Origin of the sequence: Mesorhizobium sp. LNHC229A00 (assembly GCF_000502415.1) — a bacterium.
Lineage (GTDB): Bacteria > Pseudomonadota > Alphaproteobacteria > Rhizobiales > Rhizobiaceae > Mesorhizobium.
In genome coordinates, this window is record NZ_AYWQ01000006.1 from 714,900 (window position 1) to 732,425 (window position 17,526).

At 63.1% G+C, this 17,526-nt stretch carries 17 protein-coding genes; 6 read left to right on the top strand and 11 right to left on the bottom strand.

Annotated features, from left to right (window positions below; all coding sequences use genetic code 11):
• Positions 1–110 precede the first annotated feature (110 nt).
• The 4 genes from X742_RS154040 (at position 111) to X742_RS154025 (ending at position 4,437) form a co-directional block, all read left to right on the top strand.
• Positions 111–1,109 carry an ABC transporter ATP-binding protein gene (locus X742_RS154040; protein WP_023772565.1) on the top strand — a complete coding sequence of 333 codons (999 nt, stop codon included), beginning with the start codon at positions 111–113 and terminating at the stop codon, positions 1,107–1,109.
• Between the two features lie 40 nt (positions 1,110–1,149).
• A complete protein-coding gene (locus X742_RS154035; protein WP_023772566.1) occupies positions 1,150–2,115 on the top strand; it encodes an ABC transporter permease in 966 nt (321 codons plus the stop codon).
• Complete coding sequence (locus tag X742_RS154030) at positions 2,105–2,920, top strand: ABC transporter permease (RefSeq protein ID WP_023772567.1); 816 nt, start codon at positions 2,105–2,107, stop codon at positions 2,918–2,920. Before X742_RS154035 ends, X742_RS154030 begins: the two co-directional genes overlap by 11 nt.
• A gap of 89 nt (positions 2,921–3,009) precedes the next feature.
• Complete coding sequence (locus tag X742_RS154025; protein ID WP_023772568.1) at positions 3,010–4,437, top strand: gamma-aminobutyraldehyde dehydrogenase; 1,428 nt, start codon at positions 3,010–3,012, stop codon at positions 4,435–4,437.
• 180 nt (positions 4,438–4,617) lie between these two features.
• Here X742_RS154025 and X742_RS154020 read toward each other — a convergent pair whose 3' ends face one another.
• From X742_RS154020 to X742_RS153975, 10 genes are all read right to left on the bottom strand, one after another.
• Entirely contained in the window at positions 4,618–4,932 is a 315-nt protein-coding gene (locus tag X742_RS154020) for a hypothetical protein (protein WP_023772569.1), read from the bottom strand.
• 151 nt (positions 4,933–5,083) lie between these two features.
• Positions 5,084–5,446, bottom strand: a complete 363-nt coding sequence (locus X742_RS154015) for a nuclear transport factor 2 family protein (protein ID WP_023772570.1) — start codon at positions 5,444–5,446, stop codon at positions 5,084–5,086.
• Positions 5,447–5,530: 84 nt separating this feature from the next.
• Positions 5,531–6,007, bottom strand: coding sequence for a carboxymuconolactone decarboxylase family protein (locus tag X742_RS154010; RefSeq protein ID WP_023772571.1), 477 nt, complete (start codon positions 6,005–6,007; stop codon positions 5,531–5,533).
• A 109-nt stretch (positions 6,008–6,116) separates the two neighbouring features.
• A complete protein-coding gene (locus X742_RS154005; protein ID WP_023772572.1) occupies positions 6,117–7,670 on the bottom strand; it encodes an alpha/beta fold hydrolase in 1,554 nt (517 codons plus the stop codon).
• A 112-nt stretch (positions 7,671–7,782) separates the two neighbouring features.
• Positions 7,783–8,094 carry a formate dehydrogenase subunit delta gene (locus X742_RS154000; protein WP_023772573.1) on the bottom strand — a complete coding sequence of 104 codons (312 nt, stop codon included), beginning with the start codon at positions 8,092–8,094 and terminating at the stop codon, positions 7,783–7,785.
• Positions 8,084–8,914 (bottom strand): formate dehydrogenase accessory sulfurtransferase FdhD, encoded by an 831-nt coding sequence (fdhD, locus tag X742_RS153995; RefSeq protein WP_023772574.1) that lies wholly within the window; start codon positions 8,912–8,914, stop codon positions 8,084–8,086. Before fdhD ends, X742_RS154000 begins: the two co-directional genes overlap by 11 nt.
• A gap of 2 nt (positions 8,915–8,916) precedes the next feature.
• Positions 8,917–11,829 (bottom strand): formate dehydrogenase subunit alpha, encoded by a 2,913-nt coding sequence (fdhF, locus tag X742_RS153990; protein ID WP_023772575.1) that lies wholly within the window; start codon positions 11,827–11,829, stop codon positions 8,917–8,919.
• 10 nt (positions 11,830–11,839) lie between these two features.
• A complete protein-coding gene (locus X742_RS153985) occupies positions 11,840–13,396 on the bottom strand; it encodes an NADH-quinone oxidoreductase subunit NuoF (protein WP_023772576.1) in 1,557 nt (518 codons plus the stop codon).
• Complete coding sequence (locus X742_RS153980; protein ID WP_023772577.1) at positions 13,393–13,872, bottom strand: formate dehydrogenase subunit gamma; 480 nt, start codon at positions 13,870–13,872, stop codon at positions 13,393–13,395. Before X742_RS153980 ends, X742_RS153985 begins: the two co-directional genes overlap by 4 nt.
• A 134-nt stretch (positions 13,873–14,006) precedes the next feature.
• Entirely contained in the window at positions 14,007–14,906 is a 900-nt protein-coding gene (locus X742_RS153975) for a LysR family transcriptional regulator (protein ID WP_015314117.1), read from the bottom strand.
• Between the two features lie 166 nt (positions 14,907–15,072).
• Here X742_RS153975 and X742_RS153970 point away from each other — a divergent pair, with 166 nt between their 5' ends.
• Both X742_RS153970 and X742_RS153965 read left to right on the top strand, forming a co-directional pair.
• Positions 15,073–15,714, top strand: a complete 642-nt coding sequence (locus X742_RS153970; protein WP_023772578.1) for a DUF47 domain-containing protein — start codon at positions 15,073–15,075, stop codon at positions 15,712–15,714.
• 3 nt (positions 15,715–15,717) lie between these two features.
• A complete protein-coding gene (locus X742_RS153965; RefSeq protein WP_023772579.1) occupies positions 15,718–16,722 on the top strand; it encodes an inorganic phosphate transporter in 1,005 nt (334 codons plus the stop codon).
• Positions 16,723–16,761: 39 nt separating this feature from the next.
• On the opposite strand, the gene X742_RS1000000175710 is transcribed toward X742_RS153965, so the two are convergent.
• The gene (locus X742_RS1000000175710) at positions 16,762–17,385 is read right to left on the bottom strand and encodes a VOC family protein (RefSeq protein WP_023772580.1); all 624 of its coding nucleotides are present in this window, start codon (positions 17,383–17,385) and stop codon (positions 16,762–16,764) included.
• Positions 17,386–17,526: the final 141 nt, after the last annotated feature.

A 17,526-nucleotide genomic window follows, 5' to 3' on the forward strand; every position in this document is an offset into this window, starting at 1 on the left:
GCGACCAGCTTCCTTCTCCCCGTCACCATACGGGGAGAAGGTGCCGGCAGGCGGATGAGGGGCAGCACAGACGCCTCAATTGAAGAGCCTGGCACATTGCAGGACACCCCATGACATCAGCCGTTTCCTTTCAAAAAGCCTCGCGTCATTTCGGCAGCGTTCGCGCTGTCGACGCTGTCGATCTCGACATCGCGCCAGGCGAATTCTTCGCCATGCTCGGGCCGTCCGGTTCGGGCAAGACCACGTGCCTGCGTCTCATCGCCGGCTTCGAGCAGCCGACGGCGGGTTCGATCTCGATCTTCGGCGAGCGGGCCGAGGGCGTGCCGCCTTACCGCCGCAACGTCAACACCGTGTTCCAGGACTACGCGCTGTTCCCGCATCTCAATGTGCTCGACAACGTCGCCTACGGGCTGATGGTCAAGCGCATCGGCAAGGCCGAGCGGCACAAGGCGGCGGAAGAAGCGCTGTCGCTGGTGCGATTGCCCGGCTATGGCGCGCGCCGGCCCGGCCAGCTTTCCGGGGGCCAGCGCCAGCGTGTCGCGCTCGCCCGTGCCCTGGTCAACCAGCCCAAGGTGCTGCTGCTCGACGAGCCGCTCGGCGCGCTCGACCTCAAGCTGCGCGAAAACATGCAGGAAGAGCTGAAGTCACTGCAGAAGGCGCTCGGCATCACCTTCGTCTTCGTCACTCACGACCAGGGCGAGGCGCTGTCCATGGCCGATCGCGTCGCCGTCTTCAACGATGGCAGGGTCATGCAGATCGGCACGCCCGAGGATATTTATCAGCGGCCGAGCACGCGTTTCGTCGCCGATTTCGTCGGTTCCTCCAACGTGCTGCCGCCGGATTTCGTCCAGCGTTATGGCGGCCAGCGCCGCTGGGGGAGCCTGCGCCCTGAATCCATTCGTGTCGGCCGCGCGGCGAGCAGCGAAGGCGTCGCCGCACGCCTCGTCTCGACCAACTATCTGGGCGCCACGACAAGGCTGGCGCTGGATGCCGACGGGTTGAAACTGCACGCCGTGGTGCCGGCCGGCACTGCTTTGCCTGGGGAGGGCGAGGCGGTGGTGCTCACCTTCAACCGCGAGCATCTGCACCTGATGGACGAGCCGGTATGATGATGGTTTGCGCGACAGATCTCGGCCCTTCGAAAAAGCCATGACGATCACCGCCCTCAACGTCAAACCCGGCCCCGCCATTCTATCCGGCAGCGGCGGCATGCGCGGTGCGCTTTCCGACCTCTTCTGGCGCCGGCCAAAAGTCCTGCTCCTGCTGATGCTGCTGCCGCCGGTGCTGTGGCTCGGCATCGTCTATATCGGCTCGTTGTTCGCGCTTTTGGCGCAGAGTTTTTTCTCCATCGACGAGTTCTCCGGCCTCATCAACCGCCAGTTCACGCTGAAGACCTATGGCGACCTGTTGCAGGCCGCCAACCTCGATATCATCCTGCGCACGGTGACAATGGCGGCCTTGGTCACGCTGGCTTCGGCCATCGTCGCCTTTCCGATTGCCTACTACGCGGCGCGTTATGCGCGCGGCCGCTGGAAGGCGCTGTTCTATCTCGGCGTCATGCTGCCGCTGTGGTCGAGCTACCTGGTCAAGATCTATGCCTGGAAGCTGATCCTGGCCAAGGAAGGCATTTTAACCTGGCTGCTCGCCAAGCTGCATTTGTTGTGGCTGCTCGAGGCCTGGCTGTCGCTGCCGGTCGTCGGCGGCAATTCGCTGTCGGTGTCGTTCACCGGCACCTTCATCGTCTTCGTCTATGTCTGGCTGCCGTTCATGATCCTTCCCGTTCAGGCAGCCCTCGAGCGGGTGCCTGGCAATTTGGTCGAGGCCTCGTCCGATCTTGGTGCTTCGCCGAGGCAGACATTCCGCAACGTCTTATTCCCGCTGGCGCTGCCCGGCATCGTCGCCGGTTCGATCTTCACCTTTTCGCTGACATTGGGCGACTACATCATCCCGCAGATCATCGGTACTTCGCGCCTCTTCATCGGCCAGGCCGTCTATTCGCAGCAAGGCACCGCCGGCAACATACCGCTCGCCGCCGCCTTCACCGTGGTCCCCATCGTCACCATGGGCTTCTATCTCTGGGGCGCCAAGCGCATGGGAGCCTTCGATGCGCTCTGACCGTGGTCAATCCGCTCCCCTCGGCCTGAAGATCGCCGCCGCCAGCGGCCTGCTCTTCCTGCATCTGCCGATCCTGCTGATCTTCGTCTACGCCTTCACCACGGAGGAGAAGAGTTTCGTCTGGCCACCGCCGGGGCTGACCACGCAATGGTTCGCCGTCACCTGGAACCGGCCCGATGTCTGGGAAGCGTTGTCGCTGTCGGTGCGCGTCGCCGCCATGTCGACCGCGATCGCGCTGCTGCTCGGCACGCTCTGTGCCGGCGCGGTGTCACAGACGAAATTCTTCGGCCGCGAGACCATCTCGCTGCTGGTCATCCTGCCCATCGCGCTGCCCGGCATCATCACCGGCATCGCGCTGCGCTCGGCCTTTTCACTGGCCGAGATCCCGTTCTCGTTCTGGACGATCGTGCTCGGCCACGCCACTTTCTGCGTGGTCGTCGTCTACAACAACGCGGTCGCTCGTTTCCGCCGCACCTCCGGTTCGATGATCGAGGCCTCGATGGATCTCGGCGCCGATGGCTTCCAGACCTTCCGCCATGTCGTGCTGCCCAACATCGCCACCGCACTGCTCGCCGGCGGCATGCTGGCCTTCGCCCTCTCGTTCGATGAGGTCATCGTCACCACCTTCACCGCCGGCCAGCAGCAGACCGTGCCGATCTGGATGCTGGAGGAACTGATCCGCCCGCGCCAGCGCCCGGTCACCAATATCGTGGCCATGGTCGTCGTCCTGGTGACGCTGCTGCCGATCCTGTTTGCCTATTACCTGACCCGCGACGGCGACCAGATCGCCGGTTCGGGCAAATGAAAGTAGTGAGTAATTAAATAGCGGCCGAAATCTACTCACTACTCACTACTCACTAATTACCCCATTCGCTTCTGCCCAAGGAGACACCGATGGACACCCAGATGCTGATCGGCTCGCAATTCGAGAAGGGCACCGAAACCGAGGAGCCGATCCTCAATCCGAAGACCGGGGCGACCATCCTCAACCTGCCCGAGGCCAGTCAGGCACAGATCGAGGCGGCAGTGAGCGCCGCCGAAAAGGCGTTCGCCTTGTGGTCGCGCACCACGCCGGCACAGCGCTCCGGCTACCTCCTGAAGATCGCCGACCGCATCGAGACCGAAGCGCAGGAGTTCGCGACGCTGGAGGCGTTGAATTGCGGCAAGCCAATCAATGCCGTGCTCAATGACGAAATCCCGGCCATCGTCGACTGCTACCGCTTCTTTGCCGGTGCGGTGCGTTCGATGCCGGGTGTGGTCGCGGGCGAATATCTGCCCGGCCACACCTCGATGGTCCGCCGCGATCCGATCGGCATCGTCGCCTCGATCGCGCCCTGGAACTATCCGCTGATGATGATGGCGTGGAAGCTGGCGCCGGCGATTGCCGGCGGCAACACGGTGGTTTTCAAGCCGTCGGAGCAGACGCCGCTGACGGCGCTGAAGCTGGCGACGATCCTGGCCGATGTCCTGCCCCGCGGCGTCGTCAACGTCGTGCTTGGCCGGGGCGACAGCGTCGGCAACACGCTGATCAATCAGCCCAAGGTCAACATGATCTCGATCACTGGCGACGTCGCCACTGGCAAGAAGGTGCTGCAGGCCGCCGCAAAATCGGTCAAGCGCACGCATCTGGAACTCGGCGGCAAGGCGCCGGTCATCGTCTTCGACGATGCCGACCTCGGCGCCGTCGTCAACGGACTGCGCGCCTTCGGCTACTACAATGCCGGCCAGGACTGCACCGCGGCCTGCCGCATCTACGCCGGTAAGAAAATCTACGACAAGTTGGTCGCCGACCTCTCCGCCGCTGTCTCGACAATCAAATACAATCTATCAGACGATACCGAGAACGAGATCGGGCCGCTGATCTCGCGGCGCCAGCGCGACCGCGTCTCAAGCTTCGTGGAACGTGCTTCGGAGCTGAAGCACATCGAGATCACCACCGGCGGCAAGCCGGGCGAGGGCACCGGCTTCTACTACCAGCCGACCGTCGTCGCCGGCGCGCTGCAGGAGGACGAGATCGTGCGCCGCGAAGTGTTCGGCCCCGTCGTTTCGATAACCCGTTTCACGGAAGTGGACGAGGCCGTGAACTGGGCCAACGACAGCGATTACGGCCTGGCGTCATCCGTGTGGACCAAGGATGTTTCACGCGCCATGGCCACCGCCGCGCGGCTGCAATATGGCTGCACCTGGATCAACACCCACTTCATGCTGACCAACGAGATGCCGCATGGCGGCCTGAAGCAATCCGGCTACGGCAAGGACATGTCGCTCTATGCGCTGGAGGACTATACCGCCGTGCGCCATGTGATGGTTGCGCATGGGTGAGAAGCGGTCGCCGCAGGCGATCAATCGACAACGATTTGTCGATTGAAGCGACGCACGCCCGCAGCCGTAGCGAAGGGCCGGTCGCCGGATGAGGGGCAGTGCAAGCTTCTGCGATGCCGACGCTGCTCCTCATCTGCCTGCCGGCATCTTCTCCCGTGAACGGGAGAAGAACTCCAGCCGCTACTCCACAATGCGATAGATGTTCCACAGGCTGGTGCCCGACACGACATAGGGCTCCATCTCCTTGCCCCATTTGGCGTGCGCGTCGATCTTGCCGATCTTGGCGAACATCGCCTCCAACTGAGCCAGGCTTTCAACCTGGTGGTGCGACTCGACCGTCGCTTCACGGGCACCGATCGATCCGGTCATGATCTGGAACTTGAGGTCGGTTAGGCCGACCTGCGAGCCGATCTCGCGCTCCCATTTCTTCAACAGGTCAAGCACGGTCTGTTTATGCCCGAACTTTGCGTCGATCTGCCATCTGGCGCTGAACATCTTCTTCTCCTCCAGGGTTGCGGCCACAGCATGATCCCGAACCGAAGGTCCGCGTTTAGCGAAACTGGACCGACTTTCGGAAAGATCATGCCCCAGCACGGAAACAGGGTCCGTCCCGCTTCAATCGGGATGACCAGGCTCTGCGGTTGATCTACTCGTCCCAGGCCTGCACGACCGTCTGCCGTGCGATCCGGCCGTTCTTCAGCTCCAGCATCGCCGCGGCAAACACTTTCGTGCCATCCGGATAGGAGCAGGCCTGGGTGAAGGCCAGGCTGTCACCGTCGGCGATCGTGGTGTCGACCTTGTGGGTCATCGCCCGGCTGCAGATGTCGTCCCAGAAGGTGGTGATCGCCGCGCGGCCGCGGACTTCGCGCGGCTTGCTCGGCGGGTTGTTGCGGTCGATCACCCGCACCAGCGCGTCATCGGCATAGAAGCTCGACAGCATCTTGCCGTCGCGGCCCTCGATCGCCTTCTTGATCGCCGGGCCATCCACGGCTTGGGTCTTGGTCAGCATTTTATCCTCCATGTGCCCGTCTTCACGATCGGGCGGTTGATATTCGGTAGGCACTACCCGGCGCTCGCCGCCAGGCAGGGATTTTCACTGTGACTTTGCCTTGACGGCAGCGAAGACGTTGTCGGTCTGCTTCTTGAAGGTCGCGAGATCGACCTGGCTGCCGTTGAGGATCGTCGACCAGTGGCGCACGATCGCCGCCATCGCGATCGTCTCCTTGATTTCCTCGTCGCTGGCGCCGTTGAGCTTGGCGGCCTCGGTGTGGAAATAGATGCAATACTGGCACGGGATCTGCGACGCGACCGCCAGCCCCATCAGCTCCTTGGTCTTGCCGTCGAGCGCCGTCTTGGGGTTGAGCTGGACGCCCTTGATCTCGGCCCAGGCCCCGGCGATGGCGACGTCAGGCAGTGTCTTGAACATATCCGGCACCGAGCCGAGCGTCGCCTCGATGTCCTTGTAGGTTGCCGCCGATGCATCCTCGGCTCTCGCCGGAGTGATCGTGAACAGCGCGCCAATGCCCGCCGCGATCACAAATGATCTGACATTCAGTTTTGACTTGGTCATTTCATCCTCCGTTCGCAGCGCCTTTCCGGCGATATCCGCCTTGGCCCGCATGGGGGAATTGATAGCGCCTATAGCGGTGCGCCTGCTTCGCCCGAAAGCGCCATGGCTCTCATGGCCCGTCCGGGCCAGTCTGCCTGGCGGAAAATGCCGCCGCGGCCGCTCGCGACGGCAGGTCGAGCTTGAGCAGTATGTTGGCGACGTGGCGCTTGACCGTGTGCTCGCTCAGCCTGAGTTCGACGGCAATCGCGGCATTGCTCTTGCCGTCGGCAATCAGGCTCACCACCTCGCTTTCCCTTGCCGTCAGCACGGCTGGTTCGGTCGTTTTGGTCCTGGCGCGGCAGTCGGGCTCCAGATGTTGTTCCGACATTGCCCGCACCAGCGCCATCGGCTCGTCCAGATCGTCCAGCGTCACCCGGCTGGCGTCTTCGAAATGCAGCCCCGAGCCGGTTGCCAGATCCGCGACCAGCCGCGACGCGAGAATATCGCCTCGGCTGGCATGCGCGGCGAGTTGCATTGTCACCCGCGCCGTCAACCCCACGGGCGGCCCGCGAAGTTCGATCTCGCCGACATGCGCGCCCTGCGCGCTGGCCACGCCGATCCCTTGCGCCGCCTCGCGCAGCGCCGCCGCACAGCGTATGGCGCGCGCCGGCCCATCGAAGCGCGAAATCATCATTTCCCCCTGCGTACCCAGCGCGCGGCCGCCATGGCGCCCGACCAGCAACCGCCAGGTTTCTTGGAACCGCTCGCTGCGTTCGCTCCACATACGGTCGCCCATCCGCGTCGTATCGTATATGCGCGTCACTAGAAGTGCCGCCAGCACGCGGTCCGCTTCCGAGACGGCGCGCTCGCCGGTCAGGAACTCCTCGATGAGGTCGGCGACCCGGTCGACATCGCCCGTCCAGATCGGATGATCGCGCCCCGGAATCTCGACCAGCCGCGCATTAGGGATTGTTTTGGCCAGGAAGCGGCTGGCGTCAGGATCGACCCGCCCGTCGTTGCGGCGATGGATGATCAGCGTCGGTGCGCTGATCGCCGCCAGCACGCCGCGCACATCGATTCCCGCGTTCATCCGCGCCAGCGCCGCTGCTGCCGTCGGGCTCGCCGACAGCCGCTCGAAACGCGCCCACCACTGGGTGAAATGCGCGTCGTCGACCCGGCCCGGCGCGAAATTGGGCAAGGTAGCGCCCGTACCCCAGGCCGTCTCGGCCGTGGCGATGAAGGCGTCGAGGCGTTCCGGCGACATCACCCATTTGTGGAAATGCGCATAGCCGCCATAGAGCGTCAGCGCTCGCGTCCGCTCCGGATAGGTAGCGGCGAACAGCATTGCCATCGGCGCGCCTTCGGAAGCGCCAAGCAGGGCGGCACGGCCGCTGCCGGCGGCGTCCATCACCGCGCGCACATCGTCCATCCTCGTTTCGAGGCTGGGCAGGTTGTGCGCATCGACACGGTCGGAAAGACCCGTGCCGCGCTTGTCGAACAGGATCAGCCGCGAGAATGCCGAAAGCCGCCTCAAGAGCCTGGTATAGCCCTCGTCTTCCCAATGCAGGTCGAGATTGGAAATGAAGCCCGGCACGAAGACGAGATCGAACGAGCCCTGGCCGACCACCTGATAGGCGATCCGCACCTCGCCACTGAGGGCATATCGGGTCTCGATCGGCCTCACGAGTTTCTTGCGCCCGGCCTGACGATTTCTGGTCGTGAACCATAGCAGAGCCGCGCCGATAGCGGCAGCTTAAACTTTAGCAGGGAGAAATATAGGCCGGCGCGGCCTGCGGCTATTTTTGAGCGCCTGCAAGGTCGCCCGGAGGGACCTTGATTCCAAGTTTCAAATCAGCCTCGGCTGGCGTGATCGGCCGCTTGATCCTTGCCGCTGCCACTACGACCAGTTCGTCGAAATCTTCGCCGCCGCTGTCCAACATCTCGAAGAACTGGCGCCGCATTCTCGGCTCCCAGAACTTGTTGATATGCTCGGCGACGCCGGCAACGCCTTCCTCGCGTGGCCTGGAGTGGAAAAAGGCGGCGATCTGGTTGGCCATGCGCACCAGCTTTTCCCCCGTGCTCGTGATGTGGTCTTCGTCATGCGACATGCTGGGCAACTCCCGAAATCACCCGGTCGGGGTGGGTAAAAACATCGAAATCGTCGCCGCGCACCAGCGCCACCAGCGTCATGCCGGCTTCTTCTGCGGTGCGGATGGCAAGTGCCGTTGGCGCCGAGACGGCAATGATGAAGGCTGAACCGATCGCCGCCGTCTTCTGCACCATCTCGACCGAAACACGGCTGGTCACCACGACGGCGCCCGATGCGCCATCGATATTGGCCTTGGCCAGCGCTCCCGCCAGCTTGTCCAGCGCATTGTGGCGGCCGACATCCTCGCGCGCCATGACGACGCCCTTGCCGGGCACGTAGAGGCCGGCGGCATGCACGGCGCCAGTCTCTGTATGCAGCGGCTGCACTTTCGACAGCAGCTTGACCGAACGGGTGAGGTCGTCGGCATTGAGCGTAAGCTTCGACGCACCGACCACATCGACCGAGCGCATCGCCTCCTCGATCGATTCGATGCCGCACAGCCCGCAGCCGACCGGTCCGGCAAGCCGCCGCCGCCGCGCCTCGAAGCGCGTATTGGCCTGGTCCTTCAACCGGATCTGGATGTCGATGCCGGCGCCATGATCCTCGACCTCGATCGCTTCGATCTCATCAGGCGCGGCGATGATGCCTTCGGTGAGCGAGAAGCCGAGCGCGAAATCCTCGAAATCGGCGGGGCTCGCCATCATCACCGCATGCGTGGTGCCGGCGAACGAGAACGCCACCGGCGTCTCCTCCGGCACCATGCGGTTGGACGCAGCCGTGCCGCTGGCGCGGTGCGCCAGTCGCGATATTTGCGTCGTCGCTTTGCGGCGCGCGGCCAAGACTACTCCGCCGCCTGCAGCGGAGCGATGCGACGGCTCTGCTTGGCCTGCTCGTCATAGTCGCGCTGCCATTCCGACGGGCCGTTGGAAGCGCCGACCTGCACCGCGGTCACCTTGTATTCCGGGCAATTGGTCGCCCAGTCGGAGAAGTCGGTGGTGATGACGTTGGCCTGCGTGTCGGGATGGTGGAAGGTGGTGTAGACCACGCCCGGCGATACCCTGTCGGTGATCAGCGCGCGAAGCGTCGTCTCGCCCGAACGGCTGGTCAGCCGGACCCAGTCGCCATCGCGCAGGCCACGATTTTCTGCGTCGTGCGGATGGAGTTCCAGCCGGTCCTCGGAGTGCCACATGACGTTTTCGGTGCGCCGCGTCTGCGCGCCGACATTGTACTGCGACAGGATACGGCCGGTGGTCAGCAGCAGCGGGAAGCGCGGTCCGGTTCTTTCGTCCGTCGCCACGTATTCGGTGCGGATGAACTTGCCCTTGCCGCGCACGAAGCCGTCAACATGCATGATCGGCGTGCCAAGCGGCGCCTTGTCGTTGCAGGGCCATTGCACGGAGCCGACCCGGTCGAGCAGATCGAAGGAGACATTGGCGAAGCTTGGCGTCGTCTTGGCGATCTCGTCCATGATTTCGGACGGATGGGTATAGTTCCAGTCGAGACCGATCGCACGGGCGAGTTCCTGCGTCGCCTCCCAATCGGCGTAGCGCGCCTTCGGTTCCAGAACCTTGCGCACCATATTGATGCGGCGCTCGGCATTGGTGAAGGTGCCGTCCTTCTCGAGGAAGGTCGAGCCGGGCAGGAAGACATGCGCGTAGTTCGCGGTCTCGTTGAGGAAGAGGTCGTGCACCACCACGCATTCCATCGCGGCCAAGCCGGCGGCGACATGCTTGGTGTCGGGATCGGACTGCAGGATGTCCTCGCCCTGGATGTAGATGCCCTTGAACGAGCCGTCGACGGCGGCATCCAGCATGTTGGGAATGCGCAGGCCGGGTTCGTCGTCGAGCTTCACGCCCCACAGGCTTTCATAGATGTCGCGCACCGCGTCACCCGAAATGTGCCGGTAGCCCGGCAGCTCATGCGGGAACGAGCCCATGTCGCAAGAGCCCTGCACATTGTTCTGGCCGCGCAGCGGGTTCACGCCGACGCCAGGTCGGCCGATATTGCCGGTGGCCATTGCGAGGTTGGCGATCGCCATCACCGTGGTCGAGCCCTGGCTGTGCTCGGTGACGCCGAGGCCGTAATAGATCGCGCCATTGCCGCCCTTGGCGTAGAGACGGGCGGCACCGCGGATCAACTCCGCATCGACGCCGGACAGCTTGCCGACGATTTCGGGGCTGTTTTCCGGCAGGGCGACGAAGGACGCCCAGTCCTGGAACTCCGCCCAGTCGCAGCGCTCGCGGATGAACGCTTCGTCGAAAAGGCCCTCGGTGACGATGACATGCGCCAGCGAGGTCAGCACGGCGACATTGGTGCCGGGCTTCAGCGGCAAATGGTAGTCGGCTTCGACGTGGGCCGACTTGACCATCTCGGTGCGGCGCGGATCGAGCACGATCAGCTTGGCGCCCTGGCGCAGCCGCTTCTTCAGCCGCGAGGCGAACACCGGGTGCGCGGTAGCCGGATTGGCGCCGATGATGACGGCGACGTCGGTGAATTCGACGGAATCGAAATCCTGCGTGCCGGCCGAGGTGCCGTAGGTCTGGCCAAGCCCATAGCCGGTCGGCGAATGGCAGACGCGCGCGCAGGTGTCGACATTGTTGTTGCGGAAGCCCTGCCGAACCAGCTTCTGGACGAGATAGGTCTCCTCATTCGTGCAGCGCGAGGAGGTGATGCCGCCGATCGCGGTGCGGCCATACTGGTACTGGATGCGGCGGAATTCCTTGGCGGTATGGGCGATCGCCTCTTCCCAGCTCACTTCACGCCACGGGTCGCTGACCTTTTCGCGGATCATCGGCGACAGGATGCGGTCCTTGTGGGTGGCATAACCGTAAGCGAAGCGGCCCTTCACGCAGGAATGGCCGTGGTTGGCCATGCCTTCCTTGTAGGGCATCATGCGGATGACCTCATCGCCCTTCACTTCGGCCTTGAACGAGCAGCCGACGCCGCAATAGGCGCAGGTGGTCACGGCGGAGCGCTCCGGCATGCCCTTTTCGAGGACTGTCTTCTCGCGCAGAGCATCGGTCGGACAGGCCTGCACGCAAGCACCGCAGGACACGCATTCGGAGGCAATGAAGTCCTCGTGCATGCCGGCGACCATGCGCGATTCGAAGCCGCGGCCTTCGATGGTCAGCGCGAAAGTGCCTTGCACCTCCTCGCAGGCGCGCACGCAGCGCGAGCAGACGATGCACTGCGCCGGATCATAGGTGAAATAGGGGTTGGACTCATCGCGGGCGATGTAGTCGACCGCGAGCGAGCCATGGCCCGGCGCGACGCCATTTTCTTCCTTGACGTGGTTGCGGCCCTCAACGCCGTACCGATTTTCGGTCAGGCCCACGGACTTCGCCACCACATCGAACTCGCTGGCGCCAGTTCCGGCCTTCTCGTGCCAACCGGTGGGATGGTCGGAGACGTAGAGTTCCATGACGCCCCGGCGGATAGCGTCGAGCCTGTCCGACTGGGTGCGCACCACCATGCCTTCGCCGACAGGCGTCGTGCAGGAAGCCGGTGTACCGCCGCGCCCGTCGATTTCGACGAGACAGACGCGGCAGGAACCGAACGAGTCCAGCATGTCGGTGGCGCAGAGCTTCGGGATCTCCACCCCGCCTTCCATCGCCGCGCGCATGATCGAGGTGCCTTCCGGCACGCTGATGCTGCGGCCATCGACGGTCAGCGTGACCTGTTTTTGCGCCTTCGACTCCGGAGTTCCGTAGTCAATCTCTTCGATCAGCGTTGGGAAGTCGGCCTTAATGTTCATCCGCCAGCTCCTATTCAGCAGCCACGCGCGCTGGCGCGGGCTTGAAATCCTCGGGGAAATGGGTGATCGAGCTCATCACCGGGTAGGGCGTGAAGCCGCCCAGCGCGCAGAGCGAACCGAACTTCATCGTGTTGCAGAGGTCGGTGACCAGAGCGAGATTCTTTTCCGGTTCGATGCCGGCGGCGAGCCTGTCGATGGTTTCCACGCCCCGCGTCGAGCCGATGCGGCAAGGCGTGCACTTGCCGCAGCTTTCGATGGCGCAGAATTCCATGGCGAAGCGTGCCTGCTTCAGCATGTCGGCGGTATCGTCGAAAACCGTGATGCCGGCGTGACCGATCAGTCCATCGCGCTTGGCGAATTCCTCGTAGTCGAACGGCGTGTCGAACAGTGCGCGCGGGAAGTAGGCACCGAGCGGCCCGCCGACCTGCACCGCCTTCACCGGGCGTCCGGTGGACGTGCCGCCGCCGATCTCGTCGACGATCTCGCCCAGCGTCAGGCCGAAAGCGGTTTCGAAAAGGCCGCCCTGCTTGACGTTCCCGGCGATTTGGATCGGGATCGTGCCGCGCGAACGGCCCATGCCGAAATCCTTGTAGAAGGCGGCGCCCTTGTCCATGATCACAGGCACCGAAGCCAGCGAAATGACGTTGTTGATCACTGTCGGTTTGCCGAACAACCCTTGTATCGCGGGCAGCGGCGGCTTGGCGCGCACCACGCCGCGCTTGCCTTCCAGGCTGTTCAAGAGCGAAGTTTCCTCGCCGCAGACATAGGCGCCGGCACCGACGCGGATTTCCATGTCGAAGGCGTTGGGCGAACCCAGCACATTGACGCCGAGCACACCGGCCTTGCGGGCGATCTCGACGGCCTTGTTCATGACAGCCACCGCGTGCGGATATTCCGAGCGGATATAGACGAAACCCTTGGTCGCGCCGGTGGCGATGCCGGCGATGGCCATGCCTTCGATGAGCACGAAGGGATCGCCCTCCATGATCATGCGATCGGCGAAGGTGGCGCTGTCGCCCTCATCGGCGTTGCAGACGATGTATTTGCGCTCCGAGGTCGTATCGAGCACCGTCTTCCATTTGATGCCGGTCGGGAAGCCCGCGCCGCCGCGGCCACGCAGGCCGGAGTCGGTGACCTGCTTGACGATGTCGGCGGGCGCCATGGCCACCGCGTTCCGCAGGCCGTTCAATCCGCCCAGCGATTTGTAGGCATCGAGCGACAGCGGGTCGTTTATGCCGCAACGTGCAAACGTCAAGCGAGTTTGTTTGGCCAGGAATGGAATCTTGTCGGGTGCGCCGAGCCAGCGCTTGTGATGGCCGCCGGTGAGAAAACCGCTGTCGAACAGGCTCTTCACGTCCGACGGCTTCACCGGCCCGTAGGCGACGCGGCCATTGGCCGTCGCCACTTCGACCATCGGTTCGAGGAAATAAGCGCCGCGCGAGCCGTTGCGCACGATCTTGGCCTCGATGCCGCGCTCGGCGAGTTCCGCGCGAATAGCCTTCGCGACCTTTTCCGCCCCCAGCGCCAGTGCGCCGGAATCGCCGGGAATATAGATACGGGGGGTCATGAGCGCACCTCGGCGACGATCTCGTCGATCTTGTCGTCATCGAGCCGACCGATCACCTCGCCATCCAGCATCGCAGACGGCGAGCAGGCGCACAGCCCGAGGCAATAGACCGGTTCCAGCGTAACGGATCCGTCACGCGTGGTCTCATGGAAGTCGATCCCGAGCAACTGCTTGACCTTGGCGGCGACTGCGTCCGAACCCATCGACTGGCAGGCTTCCGCCTGGCAGAGCTTGAGCACGTGCCGTCCGGCCGGTCGCGGACGGAAATCATGATAGAAAGTCACGACACCATGCACCTCGGCCCGGGACAGGTTCAGCCCGTCGGCAATGACGGGCACGGCGTCCTGCGGGACATGGCCGAATTCTTCCTGGATGCCGTGGAGGATCGGCAGCAGCGGACCCTCGAGGTCCTTCAACTCCTGGATAATCGCCGCTGTGCGCGATGCGATCTCGGTACTTGCAGGCTGCATCGTCACGCAGCGCCCTCCCTGGTCGATGGCTTTTATCGCTAAGTCTTTACAAAATCAGAGGAAACCCGCGAAATCAATAAAGCTGTTTCGTTGCTCGATAGAAATCTTCTATCGACGGGCTTCCGCCTGCATTGTCTAGACTAGCGGTGGGCGCGGAAATCGTCTGCCAGCGCCATCGCCTCGTCCAGCAGCGCCTGCACCAGCGGCGTATGCGGCTCGCGCGGCGCGGCCACCAGCCCGACCGTGTGGCTGGCATCGGGCTCGACGATCGGAATGGCCCGGATCGGTTCGGAAAAACCGAATGTTTCCGCAAGGTTGAGTGGCATGATCGATGACCATTTGCCGGTCCGAATATGCGAGAACAGCACGATCATCGAGTTCGATTCCAGCGTCGGCCGCACCTGCACGCCGGCTTCCGCCAGGTGCTGGTCGATGATGCGGCGGTTCTGCATGTCCGGCGTCAGAAGGCACAGCGGCAACTGGCTGATCTCGGACCATGTCACTTTGTCGCGGTCGGAATAGGGATTGCCGATTGCGGTGATCAATTGGTAGCGCTCGTCATAGAGCGGCACGCTGGTCACCCGTCCTAGCGGTTCGTTGTCTAGATAGGTAATTCCCGCATCGACATCGAAATTGCCAAGCAGCGACAGCACTTCGATCGAGGTTCGCGACAGCACCGAAAAGGTGACGCCTGGGTGCTTGTCTCGAAAGGGCGTGGTCAATCTGGCGACCATCGCCAAGGCCGTCGGGATGGCGGCGATACGGATGCGGCCGGAAAGGCCGTACCGGGCGGCGCGCATCTCCTCGCGCATGGTCCTGGAGTCACCGACGATGCGGCGCGCCCAGACCAACACCTGCTTGCCCTCCGGCGTCAGCCCCTGGAACCGCGACCCGCGATTGACCAGCATGACGCCGAGCTGGCCTTCGAGCTGCTTGATGCCGGCCGACAAGGTCGGCTGCGTGACCCCGCACGCCTCGGCCGCCCGGCCGAAGTGCTCTTCCTTGGCCAGCGCGATGAAGAATTCGAGTTTGTCGATCATGCCGTCCTTCCGGTCGTACTCAGGCTCGGGGAAATTGTCCTTTGCCGCAAGCGGTATGCGCAATCGTTCCGCATCCACATCTTTCAGCCGGCTCACTGTTTCCCGCGGCATCACGCGGCGCTATGTCAGTGAAACGGTCGTGGGCCGGGCGCGAAGGGAGACTGACATGCTGGGCTGGTTCCGCAAGCTGTTGCCGCGCGAAGATCGTTTCTTCGAGTTGTTCGAGCGCCATTCCCGCATCGTGGTTGGCGGCGCCGAAGCGCTACAGCTGCTTCTTCAGGGCAAGGATATCGATCGATGGTGCCAGAAGATCGTCGATCTCGAAGACGAGGCCGATCATATCACGGCGGAAGTCCTGCTTGCGGTGCGGCGCTCTTTCATCACACCTTTCGATCGCGGCGACATCAAGGATCTGATCCAGTCGATGGATGATGCCATCGACATGATGCACAAGACCGTCAAGACGGTAAGACTGTTCGAGAAAAGCGAATTCGATCCGCTGATGCAAGAAATGGGCGCCGTCATCGTCGACGCCGCGCGCCTAGTCGCGGAGGCGATCCCACTGCTCGCCAAGGTCGGCGCCAACAGTGCAAGCCTCAACGCCCTCGCCGAGGAAGTGATGCGTGCCGAAGGTCGCGCCGACGATCTGCATGAGCAGGGCCTGAAGGATCTGTTCAGGCGCCACGGCCGCGGCGACGCGATGGCCTATCTGATCGGCTCGGAAATCTATGGTCAGCTGGAGAAGGTGGTCGACCGCTTCGAGGACGTCGCCAACGAGATCAGCGGCATCGTCATCGAGAACGTCTAGGCGATGGAACCCACCATCGCCTTTCCCGTGCTGGCCGGCCTCGTTGTCGTCGCGCTGTTCTTCGATTTTCTGAACGGCCTGCATGATGCGGCAAATTCCATCGCCACCATCGTCTCCACCCGCGTGCTGAGGCCGCAATATGCGGTTTTATGGGCGGCATTCTTCAATTTCATCGCATTCATGTTCTTTGGTCTTCATGTCGCCGAGACCGTGGGAAAAGGCATTGTCGACGTCACCATTGTCACTCCGGCAGTGATCTTTTCGGCTCTCGTCGGCGCCATCGTCTGGAACATCGTTACCTGGATTGCCGGCATCCCTTCGAGCAGTTCGCACGCGCTGATCGGCGGGCTGGTTGGCGCCGGCGTCGCAAAGGCGGGCATTGGTGCCATTGTCTGGTCGGGACTTGGCAAGACGGTTGCCGCGATCGTGCTGTCGCCGGCGGCCGGTTTTGTCCTGGCGCTCGTCCTGATCCTGGTGGTTTCGTGGCTGTTTGTGCGCCAGACGCCGTTCGCCGTCGACAGCACCTTTCGCGTCCTCCAGTTCTTTTCCGCTTCGCTCTATTCGCTTGGGCATGGCGGCAACGATGCGCAGAAGACCATGGGCATCATCGCCGTGCTGCTCTACTCGCAAGGCATGCTCGGCGAAAAATTCTACGTGCCGCTCTGGGTCGTCCTGACCTGCCAATCGGCGCTGGCGCTTGGCACGCTGTTCGGCGGCTGGCGGATTGTCCATACAATGGGTTCGAAGATCACCCGGCTCAATCCAATGCAGGGCTTTTGCGCTGAAACCGGTGGCGCCATCACGCTGTTCGCCGCCACCTGGCTCGGCGTTCCCGTATCGACCACCCATACGATTACCGGCGCCATCATCGGCGTCGGTGCCGCCCGCCGCGTCTCGGCGGTGCGCTGGGGCCTGGCCGGCAACATCGTCATCGCCTGGATCGTGACCTTGCCCGCGACGGCGGCCATTTCGGCTCTCGCCTACCTCGCCGTCAACCTTGCGGGATGAGGTGAGCGGCGCCCGAAGTGGCGGCAATCGCGATACTGCCTAGCCGTTCACAAGATTGAGGATGTTGCCGTCCGGATCCTTGAACCATGCGACCTTCATGCCCTGGCCGACATGGATGTCGCCCTCGATCGTCAGTCCGGGCATTGCATAATGCTCGAAGGTGACTCCTTTCGATTTCAACGATTTGACGACAGTCTCGATCTCGTCGCCGACCGTCCAGGTCACCGCCGTCGCCTTGTTGGTCCGGCAAACTCGGAATGATAGACATTGATGAAGGTGTCGCCGCTTTTGTAGACGATCAACTCGCCACCTATATCNCGGATCCTTGAACCATGCGACCTTCATGCCCTGGCCGACATGGATGTCGCCCTCGATCGTCAGTCCGGGCATTGGATAATGCTCGAAGGTGACTGCTTTCGATTTCAACGATTTGACGACAGTCTCGATCTCGTCGCCGACCGTCCAGGTCACCGCCGTCGCCTTGTTGGTCCCGGCAAACTCGGAATGATAGACATTGATGAAGGTGTCGCCGCTTTTGTAGACGATCAACTCGCCACCTATATCGTCTACCTGCTTGAGGCCCAGCGTCCCTTCATAAAACGCCTTTGCTCTCGCCAGGTCTTTCACCGCCACATTGGCCGTTGCGTTGCTGTTTGCGAGCATGATCTTACCCTTCCCTGATTGTTTTCCCTCATGCTGCCCACTGAAATAGGTCGCCTTCCGTGTTTAGCGACGGGTATGCACTGAAGTTCTTGCTCGCGAAAACCAAGGGTGCGTCGAGGCGGCTGCTTGGTTCTCCCCGAG